The 26,382-nt window shown below is 36.8% G+C and carries 27 protein-coding genes; 17 read left to right on the top strand and 10 right to left on the bottom strand.

Features of this window, described 5'->3' with window-relative positions; translation table 11 throughout:
- Positions 1-133: 133 nt before the first annotated feature.
- Positions 134-1,213: a class II fructose-bisphosphate aldolase gene (fbaA, locus tag EZ449_RS17570; RefSeq protein WP_131561298.1), complete on the bottom strand. Its 1,080-nt coding sequence runs from the start codon at positions 1,211-1,213 to the stop codon at positions 134-136.
- 206 nt (positions 1,214-1,419) lie between these two features.
- On the opposite strand from fbaA, the gene accD reads away from it, so the two are divergent.
- Both accD and EZ449_RS17560 read left to right on the top strand, forming a co-directional pair.
- The gene (gene accD / locus EZ449_RS17565; protein ID WP_131561296.1) at positions 1,420-2,265 is read left to right on the top strand and encodes an acetyl-CoA carboxylase, carboxyltransferase subunit beta; all 846 of its coding nucleotides are present in this window, start codon (positions 1,420-1,422) and stop codon (positions 2,263-2,265) included.
- Between the two features lie 734 nt (positions 2,266-2,999).
- Positions 3,000-4,547, top strand: a complete 1,548-nt coding sequence (locus EZ449_RS17560) for a M20/M25/M40 family metallo-hydrolase (protein WP_131561294.1) — start codon at positions 3,000-3,002, stop codon at positions 4,545-4,547.
- Between the two features lie 553 nt (positions 4,548-5,100).
- Here EZ449_RS17560 and EZ449_RS17555 read toward each other — a convergent pair.
- Entirely contained in the window at positions 5,101-5,439 is a 339-nt protein-coding gene (locus EZ449_RS17555; protein WP_131561292.1) for an MmcQ/YjbR family DNA-binding protein, read from the bottom strand.
- A 168-nt stretch (positions 5,440-5,607) separates the two neighbouring features.
- On the opposite strand from EZ449_RS17555, the gene mnmD reads away from it, so the two are divergent.
- The 9 genes from mnmD to EZ449_RS17510 all read left to right on the top strand — a co-directional run bounded on the left by mnmD (position 5,608) and on the right by EZ449_RS17510 (position 12,986).
- A complete protein-coding gene (gene mnmD, locus EZ449_RS17550; protein ID WP_131561290.1) occupies positions 5,608-6,273 on the top strand; it encodes a tRNA (5-methylaminomethyl-2-thiouridine)(34)-methyltransferase MnmD in 666 nt (221 codons plus the stop codon).
- 126 nt (positions 6,274-6,399) lie between these two features.
- Complete coding sequence (locus EZ449_RS17545) at positions 6,400-6,651, top strand: hypothetical protein (RefSeq protein ID WP_131561288.1); 252 nt, start codon at positions 6,400-6,402, stop codon at positions 6,649-6,651.
- A gap of 82 nt (positions 6,652-6,733) precedes the next feature.
- Positions 6,734-7,681, top strand: a complete 948-nt coding sequence (locus tag EZ449_RS17540; RefSeq protein ID WP_131561286.1) for an aldo/keto reductase — start codon at positions 6,734-6,736, stop codon at positions 7,679-7,681.
- Positions 7,682-7,757: 76 nt separating this feature from the next.
- Complete coding sequence (locus EZ449_RS17535) at positions 7,758-8,867, top strand: AI-2E family transporter (protein WP_131561283.1); 1,110 nt, start codon at positions 7,758-7,760, stop codon at positions 8,865-8,867.
- 2 nt (positions 8,868-8,869) lie between these two features.
- Entirely contained in the window at positions 8,870-9,166 is a 297-nt protein-coding gene (locus tag EZ449_RS17530) for a hypothetical protein (RefSeq protein ID WP_131561281.1), read from the top strand.
- A 465-nt stretch (positions 9,167-9,631) separates the two neighbouring features.
- Positions 9,632-10,438: a nucleoside triphosphate pyrophosphohydrolase gene (gene mazG / locus EZ449_RS17525; protein WP_131561279.1), complete on the top strand. Its 807-nt coding sequence runs from the start codon at positions 9,632-9,634 to the stop codon at positions 10,436-10,438.
- Between the two features lie 18 nt (positions 10,439-10,456).
- Positions 10,457-11,335 (top strand): restriction endonuclease, encoded by an 879-nt coding sequence (locus EZ449_RS17520; RefSeq protein ID WP_131561276.1) that lies wholly within the window; start codon positions 10,457-10,459, stop codon positions 11,333-11,335.
- A gap of 2 nt (positions 11,336-11,337) precedes the next feature.
- Positions 11,338-11,790 carry a hypothetical protein gene (locus tag EZ449_RS17515; RefSeq protein WP_131561274.1) on the top strand — a complete coding sequence of 151 codons (453 nt, stop codon included), beginning with the start codon at positions 11,338-11,340 and terminating at the stop codon, positions 11,788-11,790.
- 71 nt (positions 11,791-11,861) lie between these two features.
- Positions 11,862-12,986 carry an ATP-binding protein gene (locus EZ449_RS17510; RefSeq protein ID WP_131561272.1) on the top strand — a complete coding sequence of 375 codons (1,125 nt, stop codon included), beginning with the start codon at positions 11,862-11,864 and terminating at the stop codon, positions 12,984-12,986.
- Here EZ449_RS17510 and EZ449_RS17505 read toward each other — a convergent pair.
- Positions 12,981-13,364: a YchJ family protein gene (locus EZ449_RS17505; protein WP_225872358.1), complete on the bottom strand. Its 384-nt coding sequence runs from the start codon at positions 13,362-13,364 to the stop codon at positions 12,981-12,983. The genes EZ449_RS17510 and EZ449_RS17505 overlap by 6 nt on opposite strands.
- A gap of 73 nt (positions 13,365-13,437) precedes the next feature.
- On the opposite strand from EZ449_RS17505, the gene EZ449_RS17500 reads away from it, so the two are divergent.
- The gene (locus EZ449_RS17500) at positions 13,438-14,238 is read left to right on the top strand and encodes a tRNA pseudouridine synthase A (RefSeq protein ID WP_131561270.1); all 801 of its coding nucleotides are present in this window, start codon (positions 13,438-13,440) and stop codon (positions 14,236-14,238) included.
- A 182-nt stretch (positions 14,239-14,420) separates the two neighbouring features.
- Here EZ449_RS17500 and EZ449_RS17495 read toward each other — a convergent pair whose 3' ends face one another.
- Positions 14,421-15,641 (bottom strand): ABC transporter permease, encoded by a 1,221-nt coding sequence (locus EZ449_RS17495; protein ID WP_131561268.1) that lies wholly within the window; start codon positions 15,639-15,641, stop codon positions 14,421-14,423.
- Between the two features lie 168 nt (positions 15,642-15,809).
- On the opposite strand from EZ449_RS17495, the gene EZ449_RS17490 reads away from it, so the two are divergent.
- Both EZ449_RS17490 and EZ449_RS17485 read left to right on the top strand, forming a co-directional pair.
- A complete protein-coding gene (locus tag EZ449_RS17490) occupies positions 15,810-17,078 on the top strand; it encodes an exo-beta-N-acetylmuramidase NamZ family protein (protein ID WP_131561266.1) in 1,269 nt (422 codons plus the stop codon).
- A gap of 69 nt (positions 17,079-17,147) precedes the next feature.
- A complete protein-coding gene (locus EZ449_RS17485) occupies positions 17,148-17,396 on the top strand; it encodes a hypothetical protein (protein ID WP_131561264.1) in 249 nt (82 codons plus the stop codon).
- 76 nt (positions 17,397-17,472) lie between these two features.
- Here the strand turns inward: EZ449_RS17485 and EZ449_RS17480 are convergent, their stop codons facing one another.
- Positions 17,473-18,516: a DNA topoisomerase IB gene (locus EZ449_RS17480; protein ID WP_131561262.1), complete on the bottom strand. Its 1,044-nt coding sequence runs from the start codon at positions 18,514-18,516 to the stop codon at positions 17,473-17,475.
- A 92-nt stretch (positions 18,517-18,608) separates the two neighbouring features.
- Here EZ449_RS17480 and fmt point away from each other — a divergent pair, with 92 nt between their 5' ends.
- Positions 18,609-19,517 (top strand): methionyl-tRNA formyltransferase, encoded by a 909-nt coding sequence (fmt, locus tag EZ449_RS17475; protein ID WP_131561260.1) that lies wholly within the window; start codon positions 18,609-18,611, stop codon positions 19,515-19,517.
- Positions 19,518-19,950: 433 nt separating this feature from the next.
- On the opposite strand, the gene EZ449_RS17470 is transcribed toward fmt, so the two are convergent.
- Entirely contained in the window at positions 19,951-20,793 is an 843-nt protein-coding gene (locus tag EZ449_RS17470; RefSeq protein WP_131561258.1) for an aminotransferase class IV, read from the bottom strand.
- Positions 20,794-20,796: 3 nt separating this feature from the next.
- On the bottom strand, positions 20,797-21,825 hold the full coding sequence (locus EZ449_RS17465) for an RluA family pseudouridine synthase (RefSeq protein WP_131561255.1): 1,029 nt from the start codon (positions 21,823-21,825) through the stop codon (positions 20,797-20,799).
- Between the two features lie 93 nt (positions 21,826-21,918).
- Here EZ449_RS17465 and EZ449_RS17460 point away from each other — a divergent pair, with 93 nt between their 5' ends.
- Both EZ449_RS17460 and EZ449_RS17455 read left to right on the top strand, forming a co-directional pair.
- The gene (locus EZ449_RS17460; RefSeq protein ID WP_131561253.1) at positions 21,919-22,947 is read left to right on the top strand and encodes a DUF6588 family protein; all 1,029 of its coding nucleotides are present in this window, start codon (positions 21,919-21,921) and stop codon (positions 22,945-22,947) included.
- A 62-nt stretch (positions 22,948-23,009) separates the two neighbouring features.
- Positions 23,010-23,879, top strand: a complete 870-nt coding sequence (locus EZ449_RS17455; protein ID WP_131561251.1) for a 1-aminocyclopropane-1-carboxylate deaminase/D-cysteine desulfhydrase — start codon at positions 23,010-23,012, stop codon at positions 23,877-23,879.
- A 201-nt stretch (positions 23,880-24,080) separates the two neighbouring features.
- On the opposite strand, the gene msrA is transcribed toward EZ449_RS17455, so the two are convergent.
- From msrA to EZ449_RS17440, 3 genes are all read right to left on the bottom strand, one after another.
- On the bottom strand, positions 24,081-24,572 hold the full coding sequence (msrA, locus tag EZ449_RS17450; RefSeq protein WP_131561249.1) for a peptide-methionine (S)-S-oxide reductase MsrA: 492 nt from the start codon (positions 24,570-24,572) through the stop codon (positions 24,081-24,083).
- Between the two features lie 245 nt (positions 24,573-24,817).
- Positions 24,818-25,627: a DUF6544 family protein gene (locus EZ449_RS17445; protein WP_131561247.1), complete on the bottom strand. Its 810-nt coding sequence runs from the start codon at positions 25,625-25,627 to the stop codon at positions 24,818-24,820.
- Positions 25,628-26,374, bottom strand: coding sequence for a succinate dehydrogenase/fumarate reductase iron-sulfur subunit (locus EZ449_RS17440; protein ID WP_131561245.1), 747 nt, complete (start codon positions 26,372-26,374; stop codon positions 25,628-25,630).
- Between the last annotated feature and the right edge of the window lie 8 nt (positions 26,375-26,382).

Genomic DNA, 26,382 nt, shown 5'->3' with positions numbered 1-26,382 from the left:
ATTTGATTAAATATAACGATTAACAAACAAAAGCGCCATAAGTTTTACAACCTATGGCGCTTTTGTTTAATTATTGAATGAATGATTTTTGAATGATTAAATAATTAATCAAAATATAAAATCAATCAAAATATTATAATTTATCGTTTGCGTTAATGCAATTTAAATCTTCAAATGCAGTAGTTAAACGCTTAACAAAAGTTTCTTCACCTTTACGTAACCAAACACGCGGGTCATAATATTTTTTGTTTGGTTTATCATCGCCATCAGGGTTACCAATCTGGCCTTGAAGATAAGCTTCATTCTTTTTGTAATACTCTAAAATACCCTCCCAAAATGCCCATTGCATATCAGTATCAATATTCATTTTAATAGCACCGTAAGAAATTGCCTCTCTAATTTCTTCTTGAGAAGAACCTGAACCACCATGGAAAACGAAGTTAATTGGTTTCTCGGCAGTTAAATTGAATTTTTCTTTAATGAAATCCTGTGAATTTTTCAAAATTACAGGTTGCAATTTCACGTTACCTGGCTTGTATACACCGTGAACATTTCCAAATGCAGCAGCAACAGTAAAACGTGGCGAAACTTTGCTTAATTCTTCGTGAGCATAAGCAACTTCGCTCGGTTGAGTATATAATTTTGAGCTATCAACATCGCTATTGTCTACGCCATCTTCCTCGCCACCTGTAACACCAAGTTCGATTTCGATAGTCATGTTCATTTTCGCCATGCGAGCTAAATATTTAGCAGAAATTTCCATGTTTTCTTCAATCGGCTCTTCCGAAAGATCTAACATGTGCGATGAAAACAAAGGTTTTCCTGTTTCAGCGAAGAATTTTTCGCCGTGGTCTAAAAGGCCATCAATCCAAGGCAATAATTTTTTAGCGGCGTGGTCGGTATGTAAAACCACAGCAACACCATAATGTTCTGCCAATAAATGTACATGTTTAGCTGCCGATACAGCACCTAAAATACATGCCTGCAATTTCTCGTTATCTAAAGTTTTACCCGCATAAAACTGCGCACCACCATTAGATAATTGAATCATAACAGGCGAATTTACTGCCTTAGCAGTTTCCAATACCGCGTTTACCGTGTTTGTTCCGGTTACGTTTACTGCTGGTAAAGCAAACTGATGTTTTTTAGCCTGCTCAAACAATTCTTGAACGGCATCTCCGTAAATTACGCCTTTGTAGCCTTTTAAACTCATTTCTTGTTAATTTTATTAAGTCCGAAGTTATAAAAAAAAATAACATTTCATGCTTTTGTAACAACAGAATTATTTGTCTAATAACCAAATAAAGGCTATTTGGTGTAAAAAAGACATTATCCATCGTGTACTTTTTACACTAAATAGAAATACTTGACTTAAATATTTTTTTCGTTTCTTTGCAATCCAATTCTTTAAAAAATTATATGGCTTGGTTTAAGAGAGAGAATAAAGGTATCATTACCACAACAGAAGAGAAAAAAGAAGCACCAGATGGTTTGTGGAATAAATGTCCAAATTGCAAAAAACCGCTACATCAGGCAGAACTTCAGGAAAACAAATACGTTTGCCATTACTGTAATTACCACCTGAGGGTAGGTTCTAAAGAATATTTTGAAGTTTTATTCGATAACAACGAGTTTAAAGAGCTCTTCGCCAACCTTACTTCGGGCGACCCTTTAAACTTTAATGATAATAAACCTTATACCGAAAGAATTATCGAAAGCCAAGCTAAAACAGGCTTAAAAGATGCTATTCGTGCAGGCGTTGGTAAAATTGATGGTCAGGATTTAGTGATTGCCTGTATGGATTTCGCTTTCATTGGCGGTTCTATGGGTTCAGTTGTTGGTGAAAAAATTGCCCGTTCAATTGATTATAGCATTAAACATAAAATTCCGTTCCTGATGATTTCAAAATCAGGTGGCGCACGTATGATGGAGGCCGCATTTTCATTGATGCAAATGGCTAAAACATCTGCGAAATTAGCATTGTTAAGTCAAGCTAAAATTCCGTACATTTCTTTGCTAACCGACCCAACAACAGGTGGCGTTACAGCATCGTACGCAATGCTTGGCGATATCAACATTGCAGAACCAGGGGCGTTAATCGGCTTTGCTGGTCCGAGGGTTATTAAAGAGACGATTAAAAAAGATTTACCTAAAGGTTTCCAAACTTCAGAATTTGTTTTGGAGCATGGTTTTCTCGATTTTATTGTTGATAGAAGAGCCATGAAAGCTAAGTTGGGCGCTTTTATTAAGATGATGAATAATTAAAAAGCCTCACCCCAACCCTCTCCGAAAGAGAGGGAGCAATAAAAAGTATAAAAATTTTTAGAAAAGCAGGGCATGAAGAACTTCGGTTAATTCAGTCCTGCTTTTTGTTTGTAGTCCCGATTAGAAAAAAATCGGGAGCTACCACGGCAATCAGGTTTAGATTATGCAGGTTTTGTAATTCTTGGGAATGGTAGTTAAAAAACCACCCCCAACCCCTCCTTGAAAATAAGGAGGGGAGTTGAAAGGTGCTATGGAAAAACTTTCAAAACACCACAACCTTTCCGAAGAACATATCCGGCATAGCAGATGATTTTAAGAAAAAACGTTGAAACCGTCTACACTCGCTTTCAAACCCCACAGAACAAAAAAATTTGCAGCCTCAGGGGCTGTGAAAGGGCCAGGCCTCAAATTATTTTCGGTAACGGTTTGACGAATTTTTCCAAAATCAGGTGCAAGCCTTGAATTATTCATTGTTGTCTATTGTTTTTTAATTGCATTCACGAGCTCGCAGAAATGCTCGGTTTTGTTTCTTTTTTTCAAAGAAAAAGAAAAAAGCCTCCCGATGAAAATCGGGACAAGCTGTCTGGCAAAGACAAACATTCCAAGTAAGAGATTGCCACAGCGATGAAAAATCGCTTCGCAATGACGAAACCCAAGAACTGCAACATTTCCATTAACATCACCTCTCCCATCCTGTTATTCCCTAAATTAGCCTATCAATTAAGCAAACTGAAATGAATAAAAAACTTCTACTACCAACCTTACTCCTATTTACTTCTTCTTTTGCATTTGCACAAGACAAAAAAGTTATCGATAATATCGTTAAAGAAGTAAATGAAAACTCACAATTAGAAAAACTTGCTCACGAGCTTTTAGATGTTGTCGGACCGCGTTTAGTAGGTTCACCACAAATGAAACAAGCTAATGACTGGGCAGTAAAAAAATACAGCGATTGGGGCATTTCTGCAAAGAATGAAAGATGGGGCGAATGGCGTGGCTGGGAAAGAGGCGTTACCCATATTGATTTGGTTAGTCCGCGGTTAAGAACCTTGGAGGGTACACAATTAGCCTGGAGTCCATCAACCAATGGAAAAGCGATAAATGCAGAAGCCATTGTTCTTCCTGCAATTACCGATTCAGTTTCCTTTCAAAAATGGTTACCGAACGCTAGAGGTAAATTGGTTTTAATTTCCATGAGCCAAATCTCTGGCCGTCCTGAAAAAAATTGGGAAGAATTTGCAACCAAAGATTTATTCGAAAAATATAAAAAAGAAAAAGCTGATGCTGCAAAAGCTTGGGCTGCAGGAATTGTAAAAACAGGATTAAACGCTAAAAACCTAGCGCTTGCTATCGAAAATGCAGGAGCTGCTGGTATCATCATTAATAATTGGTCTCAAGGTTTTGGCGTTGATAAAGTTTTCGGTGCTAACACATCGAAAATACCTACGGTAGATTTATCGGTAGAAGATTATGGTTTAGTTTATCGTTTAGCACAAAGTGGAAATAAACCAACATTGAAAATCGAATCAGAATCAAGAGAGTTAGGCGTTGTACCAACTTTTAATACCATTGCCGAAATTAAGGGAAAGCAAAAACCTAAAGAATATGTAATGTTATCGGCTCACTTCGATTCGTGGGATGCTGCAAGTGGTGCAACAGATAACGGTTCAGGCACTATTTTAATGATGGAAGCCATGCGTATTTTGAAGAAATTCTATCCTAATCCAAAACGTACGATTTTGGTTGGCCATTGGGGAAGTGAAGAACAAGGTTTAAATGGTTCGAGAGCTTTTGTTGAAGATCATCCTGAAATCGTGAGCAATTTGCAAGCTTTATTTAATCAAGACAATGGAACTGGGCGAATCGTAAATATTGGCGGACAAGGTTTTGCTAAATCAAAAGATTACATTACACGTTGGTTGGCAGCCGTTCCTGATACGATTAAAAATCAAGTTAAAACGAGTTTCCCTGGTATGCCAGGTGCAGGCGGTTCTGATTTTGCCTCATTTGTTGCGGCAGGCGCCCTTGGCTATTCTTTAGGTGCAACTAGCTGGGATTATGGAACATACACATGGCATACCAATCGTGATACTTATGACAAATTGGTTTTTGATGAAATAAGAAGCAACGTAATTCTAACTGCGATTATGGTTTACATGGCTTGTGAAGATGCAGAAAAAACATCGACTGAGAAAGCTACAGATTTGCCTGTAAACGAACGAACGGGAAAACCTGCAACTTGGCCGATACCAAGTAAATCGAATAGAAAAGGTGGTTTGTAAACAATGACTAAATAAGTTTAAGGAAAGAGCATTTGGAAACGGATGCTCTTTTTTATAAATTAAAACCACTAATTACGCTACAAATACTAATTGATGAACGGTATCTATTTTAATTTATTAATCTATTTTTTTATTGGACTATCATGCATATCAATAATTGACACTCTTGGAGCAGTAGCTTCACGAAAATTAAACTTCAAGTATATGTATTTAAGCGTATTATCTATTATTATTTACATCGGAATGGGATATATAGTCTCTATACAATTCGGATTATTAAGTTCCATTTTTATTAATGCTATCTTAGGATTATATGATGGTACAATAGGCTTGAAGTTATCGCTGATGTTAAATGCAAATATTGATAAAGAAACAAAACCAACCAACAAGTTAAAGACTACGATTACGATGACTTTTTTCGCAATTTCGTTGGCTATGATAGGATATTTTATAGCTGTGTTTTAATAAGATCTAACGTTCAAACCTTAACCATATACCTTAAACTAAAAAACAAAAATAAATTCTTAATTAGAAAGGCTAATTAATTGAATTATCAAACATATTTAGCTTGCGTTTTCTTTGGCAATTTAGCCAAAACCATCGCTCTTGAATCTGCAACCCTACTTTTCAGCTCCTTATCGGTTAACACATCTAAATTTTCTATTTGAATCCATTGGCGCTTTGCCAAATGATAAGCTTGTGCAATTCCGTCTCTTGCAGTTAAGGCATCAAAATCATCAGGATTACATTTTATAGAAAACCGACTCCCCTCATCAATGGCGATGATAACATAGATTTTTTCTTCAATCATGAAACAAAGATGATCCCATTTCATGCCCTCGGTTGTGCCCGGTAGACTTAAACAATATTCTCTGAAAGATTCGATATCCATAATTGAGCTTAAAGACCAAAGGTAAAAGCTTAAAGGGAAAAGAGCAAGTCGAAAAATACTAAGGCAATATGCAAATCTTGATACCTGATACTTGCGACTTGATACTATATTTGTAGTGTTATCTTGAAAATCTTATCATCCTTTAATCCTGGTCAAAATCCTTTGCACATGAATATTATTACCCCTACTGCCGACGGCTCGAACACGCTTTACAACGAAACCATTGGCGAACATTACCACAGTAAACATGGCGCTCTACAAGAAAGCAAACATGTTTTTATTGATGCAGGGTTGAAATTTGCAACTGAGGGAAAATCTGAAATATCAATTTTAGAAGTTGGCTTTGGAACGGGTTTGAACTTTATCTTAAGCTTTGAATATTGCAATGAAAATAACATAAAACTAGATTACACCAGCATTGAAGCATTTCCATTAACTGTTGATGTGCTTAATCAAACAGGTTATTCGGAATATGTTTCGTCAGAAATTTGGAATGATTTTATTACCAGTTACGATGAAGCTTTAATAACTCAACAAACTTTATCTGCACTTTGCAAACTCGAAATTCCATATACAACCTTAGCTGAATTTGATACCGAAAAAAGATTTGACGTGATTTATTATGATGCTTTTTCGGTTCAGCACCAACCCGAAATGTGGACCGATGAAATTATAGCTCATGCCTGCAGTTTCTTAAAACCGGGTGGAACTTTTATTACCTATGCCATTACAGGAAAACTTAAAAGAGCTGTGAAAGCTATTGGTTTTACCATTGAAAAATTGCCGGGTGCCCCCGGTAAGAGAGAAATGCTTAGGGCGGTTAAAGGGATGTAAGATGGATGAGGTGAAAATGGATGATGGGCAATTTGCAGGGAAACTTAAATAGTAGCAAAAACCGAATTTCCTAAACCCGGGTGGAGCAGAAAGCTTTTTTTTTGCACTTCCTTAAATATTATTGTCATGCTGAGGCACGAAGCATCTGCAACCGATGAAAAAAATGCTTTAGACCTCAGAGTGACCGAGGTTAAAAAACTTATAGCGGAAAACGGGACTAAATTAAAATGGAATGGTGGATTGCTTTTCAAAAAAAAGCCTCACCCTATTGAAGCAAGAAATAATTGGAAAGCATTTGCATTCCCTATCGTTAAATTGAGGGAAATAAAGGAGATGGCTGATACCAACCAAGCACCGCTAATGCCTTTAAATGGGTGAGATTCAAATCTGACACAATTCCGACGCCTGTTGAAAAACTCAACATCCTTTCATTTGTTAAACCAATATTAAATTTCATATCATGGAAAAAAGGATTTTAGGAAAAACAGATTTAAATATTGCGCCCATTGTATTTGGAGGAAACGTTTTCGGATGGACTATCGACGAGCAGAAATCGTTTGAGATATTAGACCATTTTGTGGAGAGTGGTTTCAATTTTATCGATACTGCTGATGTTTATTCGAGTTGGGTACCAGGAAATAAAGGCGGCGAATCGGAAACAATTATAGGCAATTGGCTTAAGAAACATAATAAACGCCACGATGTAATTATTGCTACGAAAGTGGGTTCGGATATGGGACAAGGCAAATCTTTGAAAAAAGATTACATTATTAACGAGGTTGAGCATTCGCTTTCTCGTTTACAAACGGATTATATCGATTTATATTTTTCTCATTTTGATGACGAGACAACGCCTGTTGAAGAAACCTTAAGCGCTTATGAGACACTAATTAAAGCTGGAAAAGTGCGTTGGGTTGGCGCTTCAAACTTTTCGGCAGATAGATTAAAAGAATCATTACTTGCTTCTTCCGAGCACAGCTTACCTCGCTACCAAGTTTACCAGCCAGGTTATAATTTGTACGAAAGAGAAGAATTTGAGCAAGAACACGAGAAAATTTGTTTAGAGCATGGCTTAGGTGTAGTTACTTATTATTCTTTAGCAAGTGGCTTTTTAACAGGAAAATACCGTAGCGAGGATGATTTGAAAAAAAGTCAGCGAGGTGGTGGTGCGAAGAAATTCCTGAACGAAAGAGGTTTTAGAATTTTAGAAGCATTGGATAAAGTTGCAGATAATCATAGCGTTGAGCAGGCATCAGTAGCCTTGGGTTGGTTAATTCAACATCCATCAATTACGGCACCAATTGCAAGTGTTACCGATTTAAGTCAGTTGAAATCTTTTACAGAGGCAGAGAACTTAAAATTAACGCCCGAAGATATTTCGTTATTGGATAAAGCAAGCAGCTATTAAAAATAATCTGCTATATTTAAATGCCCGATTAAAACATTTAGTCGGGCATTTTGTATTAAACAGGATTTAAATTACTATGAAAGAAAAACTATCTTTTCTCCCTAAACTGGCCCTCGTTCTTTTCTGTTTAATAAGTCTAACCTACATCGCCATTTTGGGGCAATCATTGTTAGCACCGCTGCTATTTTCGTTTTTAATGGCGCTTTTAATGTTGCCGCTGGCCAATTATTTAGAAAGGAAATTAAGATTTAAGCGTAGCTTATCCACTATTTCCGCTGTAATATTAATGATTGCAGTAGTTGCAGGTGTAGTTTATTTCTTTGGAAATCAATTGAGCGATTTATGGTCAGATTGGCCATTATTAGAACAAAAAGGTGCAGAATCTTTTATAGAATTAAAAACTTGGGCTTACCAAAATTTTAAAATTAATATACCAGAGCCAGCTAGTTATATCAAAGAAAGTCAAAGCAAGGCACTTGCAACTAGTGCGGCCATTGTTGGTTCAACCTTGGCTACTGTGTCATCTACCTTTCTATTTCTAGGCTTTACCTTATTATTTACTTTTTTTATTTTAAACTACCGTAGGGTACTCTATACATTTCTTACCTCGGTTTTTAAGGAGGAACATCGCCAAAGAGTGACAGAAATTGTGAGCCATATCCAGCAGATAATCAAGAGGTATATCATTGGTCTATTTTTACAAATGTTTATTGTATCGCTACTATTAATCATTGTTCTTAGCTTATTGGGCGTAAAATATGCAATTCTGTTAGGCTTAATCGGCGGTATATTTAATGTTGTGCCATATTTAGGTATTTTCTTTGCATTAGTGGTAAGCTGTCTTGTAACATTTGCAACCGCTGGTGCGGCTAAAGTATTAATAGTTTTATTGGTATTTGTAGGTGTGCATGCTATAGATGGAAATGTTTTAATGCCTTTAGTTGTTGGCTCAAAAGTAAAAATTAATGCGCTGTTTGCCTTTATTGGTATTGTTGTGGGTGAAATGATTTGGGGCATTTCGGGCATGTTTTTATGTATTCCATATTTAGCAATGCTGAAAATTATTTTCGACAGGGTTGATACGCTTAAACCCTGGGGTATTTTAATGGGCGAAGAACACAAACCCGGTAAAAAGAAACGTGTTTACCGTATTACAAAAAAGATTAAATTAGAGGAAAAAGATTAATAATGCCCGAAAACAGGTCGCCTCATATTTTAAGTACATCTGCCAATTTACTCGGCATTTGCTTCATTGTACTAACCTCTTTAAAAAAATTAAACCTTACCGATGATTCCTTAATTGATGAATTTGCGGTGGCCGCGGTAATGTTTTTCATGACGAGCTGCATCCTTTCCTTTATCTCGATGCGGAGAGAAAGAAGTGAGAGTCAGAAGTTAGAAAAAGTTGCTGATTTTGTGTTCTTATCTGGCTTGGTAATATTGTTTGTAGCTACTATTTTAATTGCTTTTAATTTGATTAAGTAGAACCTCACCCCTTTTTCCCCTCTCCTGGAATAGACGGGGCGAAGCGCAGAAAGAACCAAGGAGCAAATTTAAAACTGGGTTCAAATCAGCCGACCATTATTTCCATCTCTTTAAGGAGAGGGACAGCACAAAAGAAAAATTACCATTTGCTTTAATATGGAGAGGTTTTGAAAAGCAATCAACAAGCGTTTTTTATTGTTACTCCTCCTTTCCGCTAAATCTTTTGGTGAATGTTAGCATAAAAATGATTTCTAGTAAACCAAAAGTATATCGCTTCAAGTAGGTTTATTAAAATCAGTTGCTGCAAGAAACCAAATTTTCAAACGAAGCGTTCAAACATAAACTCGGCTTATCTCTTAAACATTGTAATTTCAAATCAATTAAATATTTATGGTTCAGAACTCCCTTTCAATTTTTCTTAATCGCTTGGGATTGGTACTTTAGCGTTCGATAAAATTATAAACCATGCCGAACAATCCAATTCCTGCAAGTGCAGGCAATCCTGCCGATGCCTTTAATCGCTTACTTACAGTTTTAGATACGTTGCGTACGCAATGTCCTTGGGATAAAAAGCAAACCATGGAAACCTTGCGCCATTTAACCATCGAAGAAACTTACGAGTTAAGCGATGCCATTTTAGAGGGCGATTTAGATGAAATTAAAAAGGAACTTGGCGACGTGATGATGCACTTGGTTTTTTATTCCAGAATTGCTTCGGAGACCAACGATTTCAACATTGTTGATGTTTTAAACGGTGTTTGCGATAAATTGGTTAACCGCCATCCGCATATTTATGGCGATGTTGAAGTACAAAACGAAGAAGACGTTAAGCGAAACTGGGAGCAAATCAAGTTAAAAGAGGGCAACAAATCGGTTTTAGCTGGTGTTCCAAGTTCGTTACCGGCATTGGTAAAAGCATCTCGCATACAGGAGAAAGCACGTGGTGTTGGTTTCGATTGGGAAGATAAAAATCAGGTTTGGGAAAAGGTTGAGGAAGAATTACAGGAATTTAAAGCTGAATTCAATGTAGTTGATAATACCGCCATTGATGTTGAAAAAGCAGAATCAGAATTTGGCGATGTGCTTTTTTCTTTGATAAACTATGCTCGTTTTATCAATATCAATCCCGAGAATGCATTAGAGAAAACGAATAAAAAATTCATTAAACGTTTCCAATATTTAGAAAACAAAGCCAAGGAAAACGGCAAAGCTTTAGCCGACATGACGCTTGCTGAAATGGATATTTATTGGAATGAGGCTAAGAAATTGTAACGTGTTATAAAAAACTAAATGGCTCGAAAAAAATTAAATAGCAAAATTCCATCTTTTGATGAACTGATAATTCCTACCGTGAAAGCCTTAATAAAGCTTGGAGGCTCTGGAACCGTCGATGAAATAAACACAAATGTTTATGAAATAGCCCATATTTCTGAAGAAATACTTCTGATTCCCCACGATGAGAATGGAACTCGAAGTGAAGTAGATTACAGACTAGCTTGGAGCAGAACATACTTAAAAAAATTCGGCTTATTAGAAAACTCTTCAAGAAGAATTTGGGCACTTTTAGACTCTGATATAGATATTGCTAAGTTAAATCACTCAGAGATTGTTAAAAAAGTAAGAGAACAGGATAGGTTAATAGAGCCAGAAATAAAAGAAAATGAATCCAAGGAAATTGAAGAAGTAACTAATGAGGTCGATGATACCGAACAATGGAAAGAAAAATTACTAAATATTTTATACAAAATATCTCCAGCGGCATTTGAGCGGTTAGCACAGAGAATATTGAGAGAAAGCGGATTTTCTCAGGTGGAAGTGACAGGCAAAGTTGGCGATGGTGGAATTGATGGCAAAGGTATTGTAAGGGTTAGCGGGCTATTGAGCTTTCATGTTATTTTCCAATGCAAGAGATATCAGGGTTCAGTTTCACCAAGTCAAATTAGAGATTTTAGAGGTGCAATGCAAGGAAGAGCAGACAAGGGATTAGTTATAACTACAGGTAAATTTACTAGGGAAGCAATAAAAGAAGCAACGCGAGATGGTGCCCCACCCATAGACTTAATTGATGGAGAGTTACTTTGTGATAAATTAAAAGAACTAAAACTTGGTGTTGACACTAAATTCGTTGAAGAAGTTATAGTTACATCTGAATGGTTCGAAAAACTTTAAACATGAGTGAAGAAAATAACGATAATCAAAGTCCGAAAAACCTAATTAACATCATCACTTTTAATGTTCGGGCAACCAAAACCATTGGTGATAATGGATTAATTCCTTGGATTAATATTGCCAATGCGAATGAAGAAATTTTAAACTTGATAGATAAGGATGAAATTGTAATTAGTGAAAACGAAATCACCATTGTGATAGATTATCCCCTAACTAATCCCGCATCTCTATCATTGATTTCAGAAACTGGTTTTAGCAGAGAAAAATTGCTGATTGAAATAAGAACAAAGTACATCGAAATTTTTGAAGAAGAAGAAAAAGCAATTGCCATAAATGATGGTAAAGGGAAATATGGCATTTGGGGACATAGCCTTTACGATTTAGATTTGGTTTCTTTAGATGTTTATAAAACCGATTTAGGTAAAATTGAAATTACTTTGGATATTGATTCTTAAGAAGAATACATTCGCAAATTTAATATAAATTTTGCGATTATATTCGCAAAATTTATATTAAATTTGCGATTATGATTTCAAGAGCAATTACACATTCTATTGAAAAACATCTCAAAGACGAAAAAGCATTAATTCTTTTAGGACCAAGGCAAGTTGGGAAAAGTACGCTATTACAGCAGCTCTCATCGAAATTTGCTACCCCAATAACTTGGTGGAATGGAGATGATGCAGACATCCGAGTAATGTTATCGAATACCACATCTACTGCTTTACGTTCATTATTGGGAAAGGCAAAAACCTTAGTTATAGATGAAGCCCAACGTATTGACAATATCGGGCTATCCATCAAATTAATTATCGACCAATTAAAAGATGTGAAAGTGATTGCAACAGGTTCTTCGGCATTTGAATTGTCAAAGCACATCAACGAGCCGCTAACAGGTAGAAAATGGGAGTACAACTTATTTCCTTTCTCTTATGGAGAAATGGTTGCAGAACATGGTTTACTTACAGAAAAAAGATTGTTGAATCACCGTCTTGTTTATGGTTATTACCCAGAAATTGTTAATAATCAAGGTGAAGAAGAAATAAGATTGAAACAATTATCTGACAGTTATTTGTATAAGGATATTTTAACTTGGGAAAAAATCCAGAAACCTGAAAAAATGGAAAAATTGATTCAGGCATTGGCTTTTCAGGTCGGAAATGAAGTTTCTTATCATGAATTAGGTCAGCTAACAGGACTGGATAATCAAACAACAGAAAAATATATCAATATTTTGGAAAAGGCATTTATTATTTTCCGGTTAGGCTCATTAAGCAGAAATCTTCGAAACGAATTAAAAAAAAGTCGAAAGATCTATTTTTATGATAACGGGATTAGAAATGCTGTAATAAATCAATTTGGCCCAGCAACACTAAGACAAGATATTGGCGCCCTTTGGGAAAACTTTGTGATAAGTGAAAGAGTTAAGTTTCTTGCTTACAATCAAATAAATTGCAATCAATATTTTTGGCGTACGCATGCTCAACAGGAAATTGATTATATTGAGGAAAGAAATGGTTTAATGAACGCCTACGAGATAAAATGGAATCCAAAATCAAAGAATAAATTTCCAAAAACGTTTTTGGATGCATATAAAAATGTAGAAACAAAAATAATTACGCCAGATAATTTACATGAGTTTTTATTATGAGTAAAACTCCCCATCAACATAATACCACTTACCATCTTCTAATTTGAAATTAGATTTTTCATGCAGTACTTCAGTATGAAATCTGTTATTCAAATAATACGCTTTGAATTCAACTTCATCAAAACCTGCTGAAACAATTTCCAGTTTCAGCCATTTGGTGTTCTTGGCGCTTTCTAAATAAGCATCTTTCGAATTGCCTTTTCGTTTGCTAACGTGAGTAGTTTCGTAAAGATAATCTGCATCAGCAACAACAAAAGCAGCATAACGAGAACGCATTAAAGCTTCGGCAGTTGGCGCAGGTTTTATTTTTAAGTGGCAAGGCTGACAGCAAATTGCATAGACCAAACCGCTTCCGCAAGGACAATTAATTAAGTTCATTTTACAATTTAATGGCCAAATTATGAATTTAATATTCCCGATGCCAAAATTTGCGTAAAATTGCAATCGAAAAATGAGGTACTTCTTTCACATAGCATATCAGGGTCAGTATTATAGTGGCTGGCAAAGGCAGCCAGGCGTTAAAAGCGTACAGGAAGTTATTGAACAAACCCTTTCGAAGATTTTAAAAACACCGATCACCATTAATGGATGTGGCAGAACAGATGCTCATGTACATGCAAGTCAGTTTTTCTTTCATGCAGATATAGAACAAGCATTCGATTTCGATTTGCTTTACATCTTAAATAAAGCACTTCCATGTAACATTGCCGCATTCGATATTATTCCAATGCAGCCTAAGGCTCATGCCCGTTTTGATGCCGTACAACGGAGATATGATTATTTTGTTCACACCTACAAAGACCCATTTTTAAACACGCAAAGTTCTCTTTATCAAGTTAATAATTTAGATTTTGATAAAATGAAGTCGGCTGTAAAACTCCTTACCCAATATAAAGATTATAGGGCATTTTGCACACATCCCGATAAATATGAGCATACGATATGTAATGTGATGGAAGCTACATTATTCGTAAACCCTAAAGCTGATAGATTTAGATTTCACATCGCCAGCAACCGTTTTCTTGGAAAAATGATCCGCATTACGATGGGTAAAATTTTATTGGTTGGTAAGGGTGAAATTAGCGTAGATGAATTTGAGAGTTATCTAACTACTTTAAAAACACCGAAACTACTGCTTCCTGCTCATCCTACGGGATTATATTTATCAAAAGTAACTTACCCCTATTTAAATTTGGCACCACGATCAGAAATTATTTCAGCTTTACAAGGCACCGAGTGGGCTTCTGTTTAGCAATAGCATTTACCCCTAACTCAATCTTTTTTTAAAAACCTGGAGGGGGATTTTCCCAATGGTGGTTTACCCAGCTAATCTAAACCAGATTGAGCCAAATAGCTGCCGATTTTTCTTCGGCACTATGGGCGAAAGCGGGACTATCCTCTCCGATGAGCAAGGATTTTGCTTTTCTAAAAAAATTATTTAAACCGAATTGCTTTTAGTGGCGATACTTTACTAATTAAGAACGATGGAATAATTAAAACGGTTAAACAAACCACAACCGTGATTATATTTAGTCCAATAATATCTATTAGATGAAACTCAATTGGTGCGTAGGCTAAAAAATACGAAGATTGGTTGAGCTTAAATATGTGTGTAGCTTGTTGGAAAAGCCCTAAACCTACACCCAAAATATTCCCCAGCAACAACCCAATTCCGATAAGATAGGCAGCATTATAGAGAAAAATCTTCATGATGCTCCAATTGCTTGCCCCAAAAGATTTCAACATGCCGATCATATTGGTTCGTTCTAAAATCATAATAAGCAGCGCCGTAACCATATTGATTACGCCTACAATGAGCATAAGAATGAGTAAAACCCTCGTATTTACATCTAAGAGGCCAAGCCAAGTAAATATATTAGGGAAATTCTCTTCGATGGAATATGAGCGGAGATTACGGGGCAGTTGCTCAAAAATATTATCGGCAACTGTTTTTAACTTACCGAAATTTTTGATCCTAATTTCGACACCACCGATTTCGTTTGGCTTCCAGTTGTTTAGGCGTTTAATGATGTTGAGGTTCCCGAGTACAAATCCTTTATCGATATCTTCTACCCCAATGTCGTAAATACCAACGATTTTAAATTTACGCGGACGAAGTTGATTTTGAACGAAATACATAATAAAATCGTCGCCAGTTTTAAGCTTTAAGCGATTTGCCGTGTAATTGGAGATTAGTAATTCTTGCATCGCAGCAGTGCTATCAGCAAAATCGATGATGGTTCCGCTGATGATATGCTGCTTGATATAATCCCATTTATAACTTTTATCGATTCCCTTAAAGTTGATGCCCTCAATTTCGTTATTTGCTGAAAGTATGGCAGGTTTTGTAGCGAATGGATAAAAGTATTCTATATCGGGATTGTTTTTAAGCTGTTTTCGAGTTTCGGCATCGAGGACAAATGGCGAATGCTCGAAAGAGTTGTTTAGGTCATAGCGAGTAATTTGTACATCGCCCAAATAACCGCGCACCTTATCTTGAATTTCAGTTTTAAAGCCTTTAATGATGGCGATGGAAAGGATCATTACGGCCAAGCTTAACATTACACCTGCAATTGCAATGCGCACAATGAGCTTTGAAAAAGTTCGTTCTGATTTTATGGCAATTCGCCCTGCTATGAAATATTCGAAATTCAAAATGATAGATTTGTTAGGGCAAAAATGCTTAAATCCTTTTTAAAAATGGCATTTTTGAAAATAAATTAGCATTCGTAAAATAATCAATACGCTATTAACAATACTTAAAAAAATACTAAATTGTTTGATTAATAACGACTAAAAAATCAAGATCAAAATATCCCTAATATGAAAACATACATCAGCTTTGCGTTAACGAGCCTAATTGCACTTTCTGCTTGCGGCCAGCCCAAACCATTCGAGCAAGAAGTTGGAGGAGCATCAACTCGTAAAAAACAAACCATTAGAAACATCAATATTCCAGAGACTACCAAAATTAAAACCGGAGCAGAACAGACTGAAAAATATTTGCCTTTGCTAAAAGGGAAGCGTGTGGGCATGGTGGTGAATAATACATCGATAATTGGTAAACAAACCTCAGTAGATAGTTTGTTAAAGCGGGGTGTTAAAATTGAGAAAATATTTGGCCCTGAACATGGCTTTAGAGGTGCTGCAAGTGCCGGCGTTAGTGTAAATGATGAGATAGACGCAAAAACGGGCATAAAAGTTATCTCGCTTTACGGAAAACACAGCACGCCCACAGCTGAAGATTTGGCTGGCATTGATATTATGATTTTCGACATACAAGATGTTGGTGTTCGTTTTTATACTTACATTAATACATTGCAGCATTTAATGGAAGCCTGTGCCGTAAATAAAAAAGAGCTTTTGATTTTAGATCGACCTAATCCAAATGGATATTTAATAGATGGACCAATTTTAGATCCAAAATTTAAATCGGGTATTGGCGTTCAACCCATTCCTATGGCGCATGGCTTAACGGTTGGAGAATACGCCCAAATGTTGAATGGCGAGAGATGGTTAAAAGATAAGGTGAATTGTAAAATCACTATCATTAAAAACGCCAACTATAATCATGATATGGAATACACCTTACCGGTTAAACCATCACCAAATTTAAATACGCAACAAGCTATTTTACTTTATCCGAGCACTTGTTTGTTTGAGGGCATTTACCTTAACCACGGTCGTGGAACGCAATTTCCCTTTACCGTAATTGGTGCGCCATACTTAAAAGGCATTTACAAATTCTCATACACACCAACCGGAATTAAAGGGATGGCAGAAACGCCAATTTTTAGAGATCAAGAGTGTTACGGCATAGATTTAAGAAATTATGATACCTCAATTTTAAGGAAAGAAAAGAAAATAAACATCGATTGGGTTATTCAATTATACAAAGCCTCACCTAAAAAAGCTGATTTCTTCAACTCTACGTTGAGTAACCAAACGATGCCAATTGAGCGTTTAGTTGGCGTGGCAAATTTCAGACAACAGATTATCGATGGTAAAAGTGAAGAAGAAATTAGGGCCAGCTGGGAACCTGGATTATCTGCTTATAAAACCATGCGCAAGAAATATCTGCTTTATAATTAGAGAATTGAGATTGCGAATTTTAACGTTACTATTTGCTCAAACAATAACTTATAAATACTTGTTCTTGATATGAATGAGATTTCATCATTCACAAATTCAATCATTAATATCATGAGCGGACCGAAAGTAACAAGTGACAAACCAGGCAGTAATTATCAGGAAGAAGTGCCCAAGGGCCGAGCACCAGAAGACAAGAAAACAGTTAGAAAGCCAAATGATAGCTTACCAAATAAACCTGTTAAAACGGATGATCCTGCAAAACAGCGAGAAAATGAAGAGCAACCTGTTCATTCCATTAAAAAAGCTCCAAAAGAATAATAAAGAATAATATTAAAAAGACTACACTGAATTATTATTGTAGTCTTTTTTGCTTTAAAGTCAATATGTTGAACTTCTATTTACTAGTTGATTTGAGGAACGACAAGAGCACTTTCTCGTCATGCTCCAAACCTAACTTTCCTATAGTTTTATTGTTGTTCATTTTCTTCATGTATTTACCTAACTCATCATTCTCGTAAGCCGTAAGCAATAAAGGATAAACATAAGAGCTCTTACAAACTGCTCTGGTATTGCCTAATTTCTTTGCAACACAATCTAAAACTGAAACGATTGCCTTTTTAGAATTTAGCGAAAAATTTTCATCAGCACTGCATCTCGAGAATTGTCTTAAAGCTTCGAGCGTTCCGCCCCATGTTCTAAAATCCTTTGCAGTAAAATCATCTCCTGTTATTTCTCTTATGTAGTTGTTAATCTTACCAGAATCTATACTTCGATGCTCCTTTCCGTTAGTATAAAACTGAAATAACTCTTGCCCAGGAATATCCCTGCACTTTTTTACCAGCTTGGCCAGTGTTCTATCGTTCAGTTCTAATTGTTGATGAACTCCTTTTTTGCCAATAAAATCCATGGTAATTTTACTGCCATTAATTTTGACATGTTTATCACGTAAGGTAGTTAAGCCAAACGAACCATATAGTTGTTTGTAATTTTCGTTCCCAACACGGATTAATGTTTTTTGAAGTACATCTACAGAAATAGCTAAGACCTTTCTTTCATCCAAATCCTTTCTACGTAAATCTTTTGCCAAGTTTTTTCGAGCATTGGTTAAGGCTTTACCAAATTCCAATAACCTAAAATACTTATCTTCAGATCGGCGGCTGGTCCATTTTGCATGGTATTTATATTGCTTTCTACCCGCCGCATCAATTCCAGTAACTTGTAAATAAGCATTTGGCTTATTGGCAATCCACACATTTTGCCATGCCGGCGGAATCACCAAAGCCTTAATTCTATCAAGGTGTTTTTCTTCTATTACCTTGCTTCCATTTTTGTCCTCGTAATGAAATTTCCCAGGCTTTCCTTTTCGATAAAATCCAGGCATGGCGTCTGTAACATACACCAAACCACTTTCTTTAACAACCTCTTTGCCTTGTACCATTTTTTGCCTACCAGTATGGGTTTATTTTTAGTTATTTTGCAAAACTTTAATGTGGGTATCCACGTTATTTTCAGAAACACAACATATTTTTTATGAGAATAGTTTTTATGGGCACGCCCGATTTTGCCGTTGCTTCTTTAGATGCCTTAGTACAAGCCAATTTTGATGTTGTTGCTGTAGTTACCGCACCAGATAAACCTGCTGGTCGTGGGCAAAAACTTAATGAAAGCGCCGTAAAAAAGTATGCTGTAGAAAAGGGAATTCCTGTTTTACAACCCGAAAAACTGAAGAACCCAGAATTTATTGAAGCGCTAAAATCTTATCAGGCCGATTTACAAGTTGTGGTTGCATTTAGGATGTTGCCCGAAATAGTTTGGCAAATGCCAGCAAAAGGAACCATCAATTTACATGGCTCCCTATTGCCTCAATACCGTGGTGCCGCACCCATTAATCACGTTATTATTAATGGCGAAAAAGAAAGTGGGGTAACAACGTTCTTTTTGAAACAGGAAATTGATACCGGCGACATTATTATGAGTGAAAGTGTTGCCATTGGCGATGATGAAACCGCTGGCGAATTACACGATAAACTGATGGTTATTGGCGCTAAATTAATAGTCAAAACGCTACATGCCATTGCAGAAAATAAGGTAACTGAACAACCGCAGCCACAAAGTGATGATTTAAAACATGCGCCTAAAATATTTAAAGAGGATTGCAAAATCGATTGGAATAACTCATCGCAAACCATTCATAATCTTATTCGAGGTTTAAGTCCGTACCCAACTGCTTTTACTTTGCTGAACGATAAAACGCTAAAAATTTTCAAGGCTGAGCTAGAAGACAAGGAATCGGCAATTGTTGCTGGTGGTTTTTTAACAGATGGAAAAACCTTTTTAAAGTTTGCTACGAAAGATGGATTTATCAAACTTTTAGATATTCAGTACGAGGGGAAAAAACGTATGCTAATTGAGGATTTTTTACGGGGAATGAGGTTGTAAAAAATATCCCATCTCCTACCAAACGTTAAAGCTTTGGTAAAACTTGATTAAGTTTTGGAAAGCAGTTTCAGTAGCTTTTAGGTTATTTCAGCCCCGCTCCCGCTTCTGCCAATTGAAGAAATTGGCATCTCGCTTCGATCGGGTTTAGGTGGCCAAAATAGTAGCATTCTAAAACAATCGTCATACAGAGCTCGAATCAGCACCTTTCATGCTTAATGTTCATGTTATTAAGATCCTGAATCAAGTTCAGGAAGACGGCCGTTCGTGTAATATGTTTATGCATCCTGCCTAAAGCGATCGTCATGCTGAACTTGATTCAGCACCTTTTATGCTTAATGTTCATGTTATTAAGATCCTGAATCAAGTTCAGGAAGACGGCCGTTCGTGTTTTGTGTTTTAGGAACTAGCATTAAACAGATTGTCCAACTTATCCTCAAGCTAAAGCATTCAATTTATCGATTAAGAACTTTGAAACCTCGTTAAAATAACGCTTTCTGCCGTAGCCCATAATCCATTGAATGCCTTGGGTAGCATTGGTGATGAAAACCTCATCGGCCTCCTTTAATATTTCGGGGTTGATTTGCGCTTCGATTAAGGTGATATCGTTCATTTTGCAGAGCAGCATAATTGTGGTACGCATTATTCCACTAACACAACCTTCAGTTAAAGCTGGCGTGTAAATTTGATTATTGTAAACCACAAAAACATTGGCACTGATACTTTCGCACAGAAACCCGTGTTGATTTAGAATCATGGCTTCATCCAACCTATTCTGGCTTTTAAACAAACCAGCCATTACATAAAGCAATGCATTTGATGTTTTATAATTGGCTAATTTATTGATAGGCTTGGTCATTTCATCGAAAACATCGATAATTAAACCCTTGGCATTTAATTCATATTGAGTTGTTTTTAGTGGAGTTCCCTCTAAAACATACGCTGCCTTGTTAATTTCTGGTGTGTAAAGACCTGCACCATCACGGTAAACCGAAAGGCGAAAGCGAACATTTCCATTCCATCGGTTTTTTTTAGCCAGATCCGTTGTTTTTTGTCGCAGAAAATAATCATCCATTAAGGCATGACCATCTATTTTCAGTGCTTTCATTCCAGCAACCAATCTATCGGCATGCAAATCTGCAAACTGAAGTTTGTTGCAAATCATACGCATGCTTTCGAACAAGCCATCACCAAATTTAAAACCTCGGTTAGAAGCTGTTAAAATGGGAGCATCAACGGCATGAAATTCATCATTAAATAAAAGGTACTGTTGAGACATATTTTATGATGTGGCGACGTAATTTTCCCATTTGTTTAATGCTGCCTTAAAATCGGCCGGAAGTGGCGTTTCAAAGTGCACATATTCTTTTGTTGTTGGATGAATAAAACCTAAACTTTGCGCATGTAGTGCTTGGCGAGGCAATAACTCAAAGCAATTTTCTACAAACTGTTTGTACTTAGTAAACGTAGTTCCTTTCAAAATCTTATCGCCACCGTAAGCGGCATCGTTAAATAGCGGACGGCCAATGTGTTGCATGTGCGCCCTAATTTGGTGCGTTCTACCTGTTTCTAACTCACAGCTAATTAAGGTTACATAACCCAAACGTTTTAAAACCTTGTAGTGTGTAACCGACCATTTTCCTTTTTCCTCATCATCATAAATGGCCATTACACGGCGATCTTTAGCACTTCTGCCAATATAACCAGTAACTGTTCCGTCGTTTTCGATATCGCCCCAAACCAGCGCAATGTACTTTCTGGTGATGCTGTGATCGAAGAATTGACGGGCCAAAAGGGTAATGGATTTTTCATTTTTACTCACCAACAATAAACCAGAAGTATCTTTATCAATCCGGTGTACCAAACCTGGGCGGCCATCATTACCCGGCAGTTGTGGCAGTTGCTCAAAATGGAAAGCTAAAGCGTTAACTAAAGTCCCTGTATAATTGTTAAAACCAGGGTGTACAACCATTCCGGCAGCTTTGTTTACCAATAAGAGATCATTGTCTTCATAAACAATTTCTATCGGTAAATCTTCTGGATAAACTTCGGTATCGCGTGGTGGATGGGGTAAAACGATAGAAATCTCATCGAAAGGTTTTACCTTGTAACTTGCCTTTATCGTCTTTTGGTTAACCAAAACATTACCAGCATCAATTGCATTTTGAATGCGGTTACGAGAAGCATTTTCTATCCTGATCATTAAAAACTTATCGATGCGAAGCAATGACTGCCCTTTATCAACAATTATTTTCAAATGTTCATACAACTCCTGCTCTTCCGATTCCTGCAATTCGACCACATTTTCCATGGCGCAAAAATAAACTTTTACTAGGAAGATTCTAGAATTAAAAAAACACCGTTATCTTTAAGCATAAATCAAATCGTCCCAATTTATTTAATTATGAAAAAATGCTACTCAATTAAGGCCATTTTGGCCTTATCTCTATTTGCATTTGTACAAAAGGCAAGCGCACAACAAGATGTTGGAAGCCTATTTGTTTCTGGTCCCGCAGATGCAACCAAACTCGTTAATGCCTATTTCAACCCACTTTACAAAGGTTTGGGCTTAGGCTTAACAGATGGCTGGACAAACACAGCGAAATCCAAAGGTTTTTTAAAGTTCGATATTAGGTTTTCTGGTTCAGGTGCATTAGTGCCGCAATCGGGAAGAAGTTATGATGTAAATAGCCTTGGCTTAAGCAATATTAAAACTGCTCCAGGCTCTTCATCAATTGGCCCAACGGCTTTTGGCGATGATGAGGTAGGTGGAAGAATGCAAGTTTACACCAGCTCAGGCATTCCAACTGGCAAATTTTTCAACTTGCCAAAAGGTGTAGGTTTCCATATTGTGCCAGCAGTGCAATTACAAGGAACATTGGGCTTGCCTAAAAACATTGATGTTACCTTAAGAGCAATGCCTAAAATTAAATTGGGTGATGATTTGGGAAGCCTATCCATGATTGGCTTTGGCGTAAAATTCGAATTGCTTCCACTAATAATGGGCAAAACGGAAAAATTAATCCCTGTTGATATTGCCATTGCGGGAGGTTTTACGCAGTATAAGTACGATTTAGATTTAAACATTGATAATGCATCAAGCTCTGATCAACGTATAGACGCCAAGTTTAACGGCGTAAATATTGATGCCATCGTATCGAAACAAATCTTGTTTTTCACTCCATTCGCAAGCGTGGGTTATCAAACCTCAAAAACAAATTTAAAAGCATTAGGCACTTACCGTTTTGAAACCAGTGCAACAACTTCGGCAACCTATGTAGACCCAATTTCTGTTAAGCAAACGGATATAGATGGAATAAGGGCAAGTTTAGGTTTCCAATTAAAGTTTGGCTTCTTTAAAGTTTATTCTTCTTACACAGTTGCCAAATACAGCTTATTTAATTTTGGCTTAGGCTTTGGTATAGGAAAATAACCTATTGCATATTTTATCAACATAAAACACCTGAAATATTCAGGTGTTTTTTACTTTTACACGTGTTCGAAGAAATCTATAGTCCTGTTCAAAAGATAAATCTAGCTCCTTTTAACAATCTTTTTGTTAAGCGAGATGATTTAATTGACCCTTATATCTCGGGGAATAAGTGGCGAAAGCTGAAGCATATTCTTACTAAAGCAAAAACAGAGAACAAAACGCATTTAGTTACCTTTGGAGGGGCGTATTCCAATCACTTAGTGGCTACAGCAGCGGCGGCAGCCAGAACTGGTTTTACATCTACGGCCTTTGTTAGAGGAGAAGAAGTTAAAAACGAAATGCTTTTATTGTGCCATTTATTTGGTATGAAACTCATTTTTGTAGATCGGGAAAGTTATAGAGACAAAAATCTTTTATTCGAAAAACATTTTAGTGATGATGCTGATGCTTACTTTATTGATGAAGGTGGGGCATCACCTGAAGCCATTATCGGCTGTGCTGAAATTATTGATGAATTAACAACCACTTACGACCATGTTTTTTGTGCAGCTGGAACCGGAACTACCGCAGCTGGATTGTTGGCAGGCATTCAAAAGCATCATTTAAAAACCAAGCTGCATATTATTCCTGTTTTAAAAGGGGGATCTTTTATCGCAGATGAAATAGCAAATTATGTTGCTCTTTCCCAGCATTTGCAATTACACCTCGATTATCATTTTGGAGGTTACGCCAAAACTACTGATAAATTCATCTCATTTATTAAAGATTTTATTGCTTCGACAGGTTTATTAGTTGATCCGGTTTACACCGCAAAGATGTTCTTCGCCATTATAGATCTACAGAAGCAAGGAGTAATTAAAAAAGAGGAGAAGATATTAGCCATCCATACTGGCGGATTACTCGGTATGTTTGGGATGAAAGATAAATTTTAAGTTATTGATGCGGTAGCCTAGTTGAACATTTCAATAAAAGACTATAAATTTATAAAATAAAAAAGGCTTCCCATTTCTGAGAAGCCAATGAGATTTCTAAATCGTCCCGTTGATTTAATTCTTAATTCAAACTTAAGCAGATTTCAACTTTGTATATCAGTTAATAGATAAACTCACCCAAATAATCGATGTGGCTATCATTTAAGCCAATTTCCAATCTGGTCTTTCGAAATGACAGGTATAGCCGTAAGGTAGTTTTTGTAAATAATCTTGATGATCTTCCTCAGCATTCCAAAAATCGCCTGCCGGAACTATCTCCGTAACAATTTTACCAGGCCAAACGCCCGAAGCTTCCATTTCTTCTATTAGCTTATTGGCAACTTCCTTTTGTGCTTCATCTAAATAAAAAATAGCCGAACGGTAAGAAGTGCCGACATCATTTCCTTGTCTGTTCTTAGTTGTAGGATCGTGAATTTGGAAGAAATATTCTAAAAGTTTACGATAGGATAAAACATCAGCATCAAAAGTAATTTCTATCCCCTCTGCATGTGTTCCATGATTACGATAGGTTGCATTTTGCACATCGCCGCCTGTATAGCCAACTACCGTTGATATCACTCCAGGTTGATGGCGGAATAGTTCTTCTACTCCCCAAAAGCAGCCACCTGCAAGAATTGCTTTTTCAGTATTCATATAATTTGTATTTTGTATAAAGGTAATGTGTCGATAAAGAAATAACAAGATTTAAAGCCCATTGTTTAGTCATTAAGTGGTTAATTTTTCGGTAAGAGTTTTAGCCAGAAAAAAGAATACACAAAAAAAATTTTTACATTACCAATATTCAAAAGCCGCATTTGTTTGTAATCATACCTTAAACAGTTCAGTTTAAGCACATCATTCTCCTTAACTCAAAATACATTTAAACATGTACATCTTTTTTAAAAACGATAAGGCTTATCGTATTCAACTTTCCTTACCGAAAACCGGGCATAGGTAAACAATTTGTCTTCCAGTTTCCAGCTGGCCTCAGCGTAGAATGGAATCTTAACTGAATTGATTTCACGATAGCTGGAGAGATTGATTATCCAGGTTTCAAGCTTATTTGTCATATATCTTCGAGTTGCCAATCTTGCAATTTCCCCTCTTTCATTAAAGGTTACCAAGTAATTCAAAACCACTCCATCTATGCTTACCTTTAACCTTGCATTTTCTGAATCTATTGCAAACCATTGTTTATTTTCATCTGGCAAAAGATTAGTTGGAAACCAAACACTCTCGGCCAGCCATCGCAACAGTTCGCCCTGATCATATATTTTCCCTTTACTGCTTACAATCTTCAATGCAGAAAATAGTAACACCTCTAGTGTTCCGGTAGCGCCAATATAGATGTCTCTTGCACTGAACCAAGCCGTATCACCTTTCCAAATAAAGCCTGCCGGAGCAGGTGTGAAATATTGCGCTCCAGAAATTGGTATCCATGGCTTATCTATGCCTAATTTGAATAATCCTCCATGTTTTAAGCGAATACTTCTTGGATACGCTTGCCCATTCTTTAGCACCAGCTTAAAATAACTTACCACTGGTGGTGGCAGATGAGCAAGCTGAGCTAAATTGAATTTTCTTTGAGGCGATCGATCTTGAAGAGAAAACAATTTTTTGACCTGCATTTTATAACGTAACTGATAAATCAGCACCAATATAAAATAGAGCACTAAGCTGCCAGTTAGAATGTACAATATGATCAACATTTACTTTCTTATCAATAATGCTTTATTGTACTCATAATTCATTCTACCGATATGGAGGGCAGATATTTCCTGAGGACACTCCACCTCGCAGGCTTCGGTATTTGAACAATGACCAAAGCCTTCTTCATCCATTTGGTTTACCATCTGAATTATACGATCTGCCGACTCTAGTTTTCCTTGGGGTAGTAGCACCAGATGAGTAATTTTTGCCGAAGTAAACAGCGCCGCACTGGAGTTTTTACAGGTTGCTACGCATGCCCCACAACCAATACAGGCGGCAGCATCAAATGCAGCTTCAGTAGTATCATGAGCGATAAGAATACTGTTTGATTCGGGTGCCTGCCCCGTAGAAGCTGATACATAACCACCAGACTGAATGATGTGGTCAAAAGCTGAACGATCAATTTTAAGATCCCTTAAAACAGGAAAAGCAGCCGCCCTAAAAGGCTCTATATAAACAGTTTCCCCATCCTTAAAACTTCGCATGTGGAGTTGGCAGGTTGTGGTGCCGCTTAATGGGCCATGTGCTCTGCCATTTATCATCATCCCACAGGCCCCACAAATACCCTCTCGGCAGTCGTGGTCAAATTCGATAACCCGCTCTCCCTTTTTAATCAGCCGCTCATTCAAAAGGTCGAGCATTTCCAAAAAAGACATGTGCTCGGAAATACCTTCAACTTCGTAGCTCACCATATCCCCTTTTGACTCCCTGTGCTCTTGACGCCAGATTTTCAAGTATAATTTCATAATACAAT

Source organism: Pedobacter frigidisoli (genome assembly GCF_004331675.1).
GTDB lineage: Bacteria > Bacteroidota > Bacteroidia > Sphingobacteriales > Sphingobacteriaceae > Pedobacter > Pedobacter frigidisoli.
The sequence above is the reverse complement of the archived record's forward strand: the minus strand, read 5'-3'. Positions and strand labels throughout refer to the sequence as shown.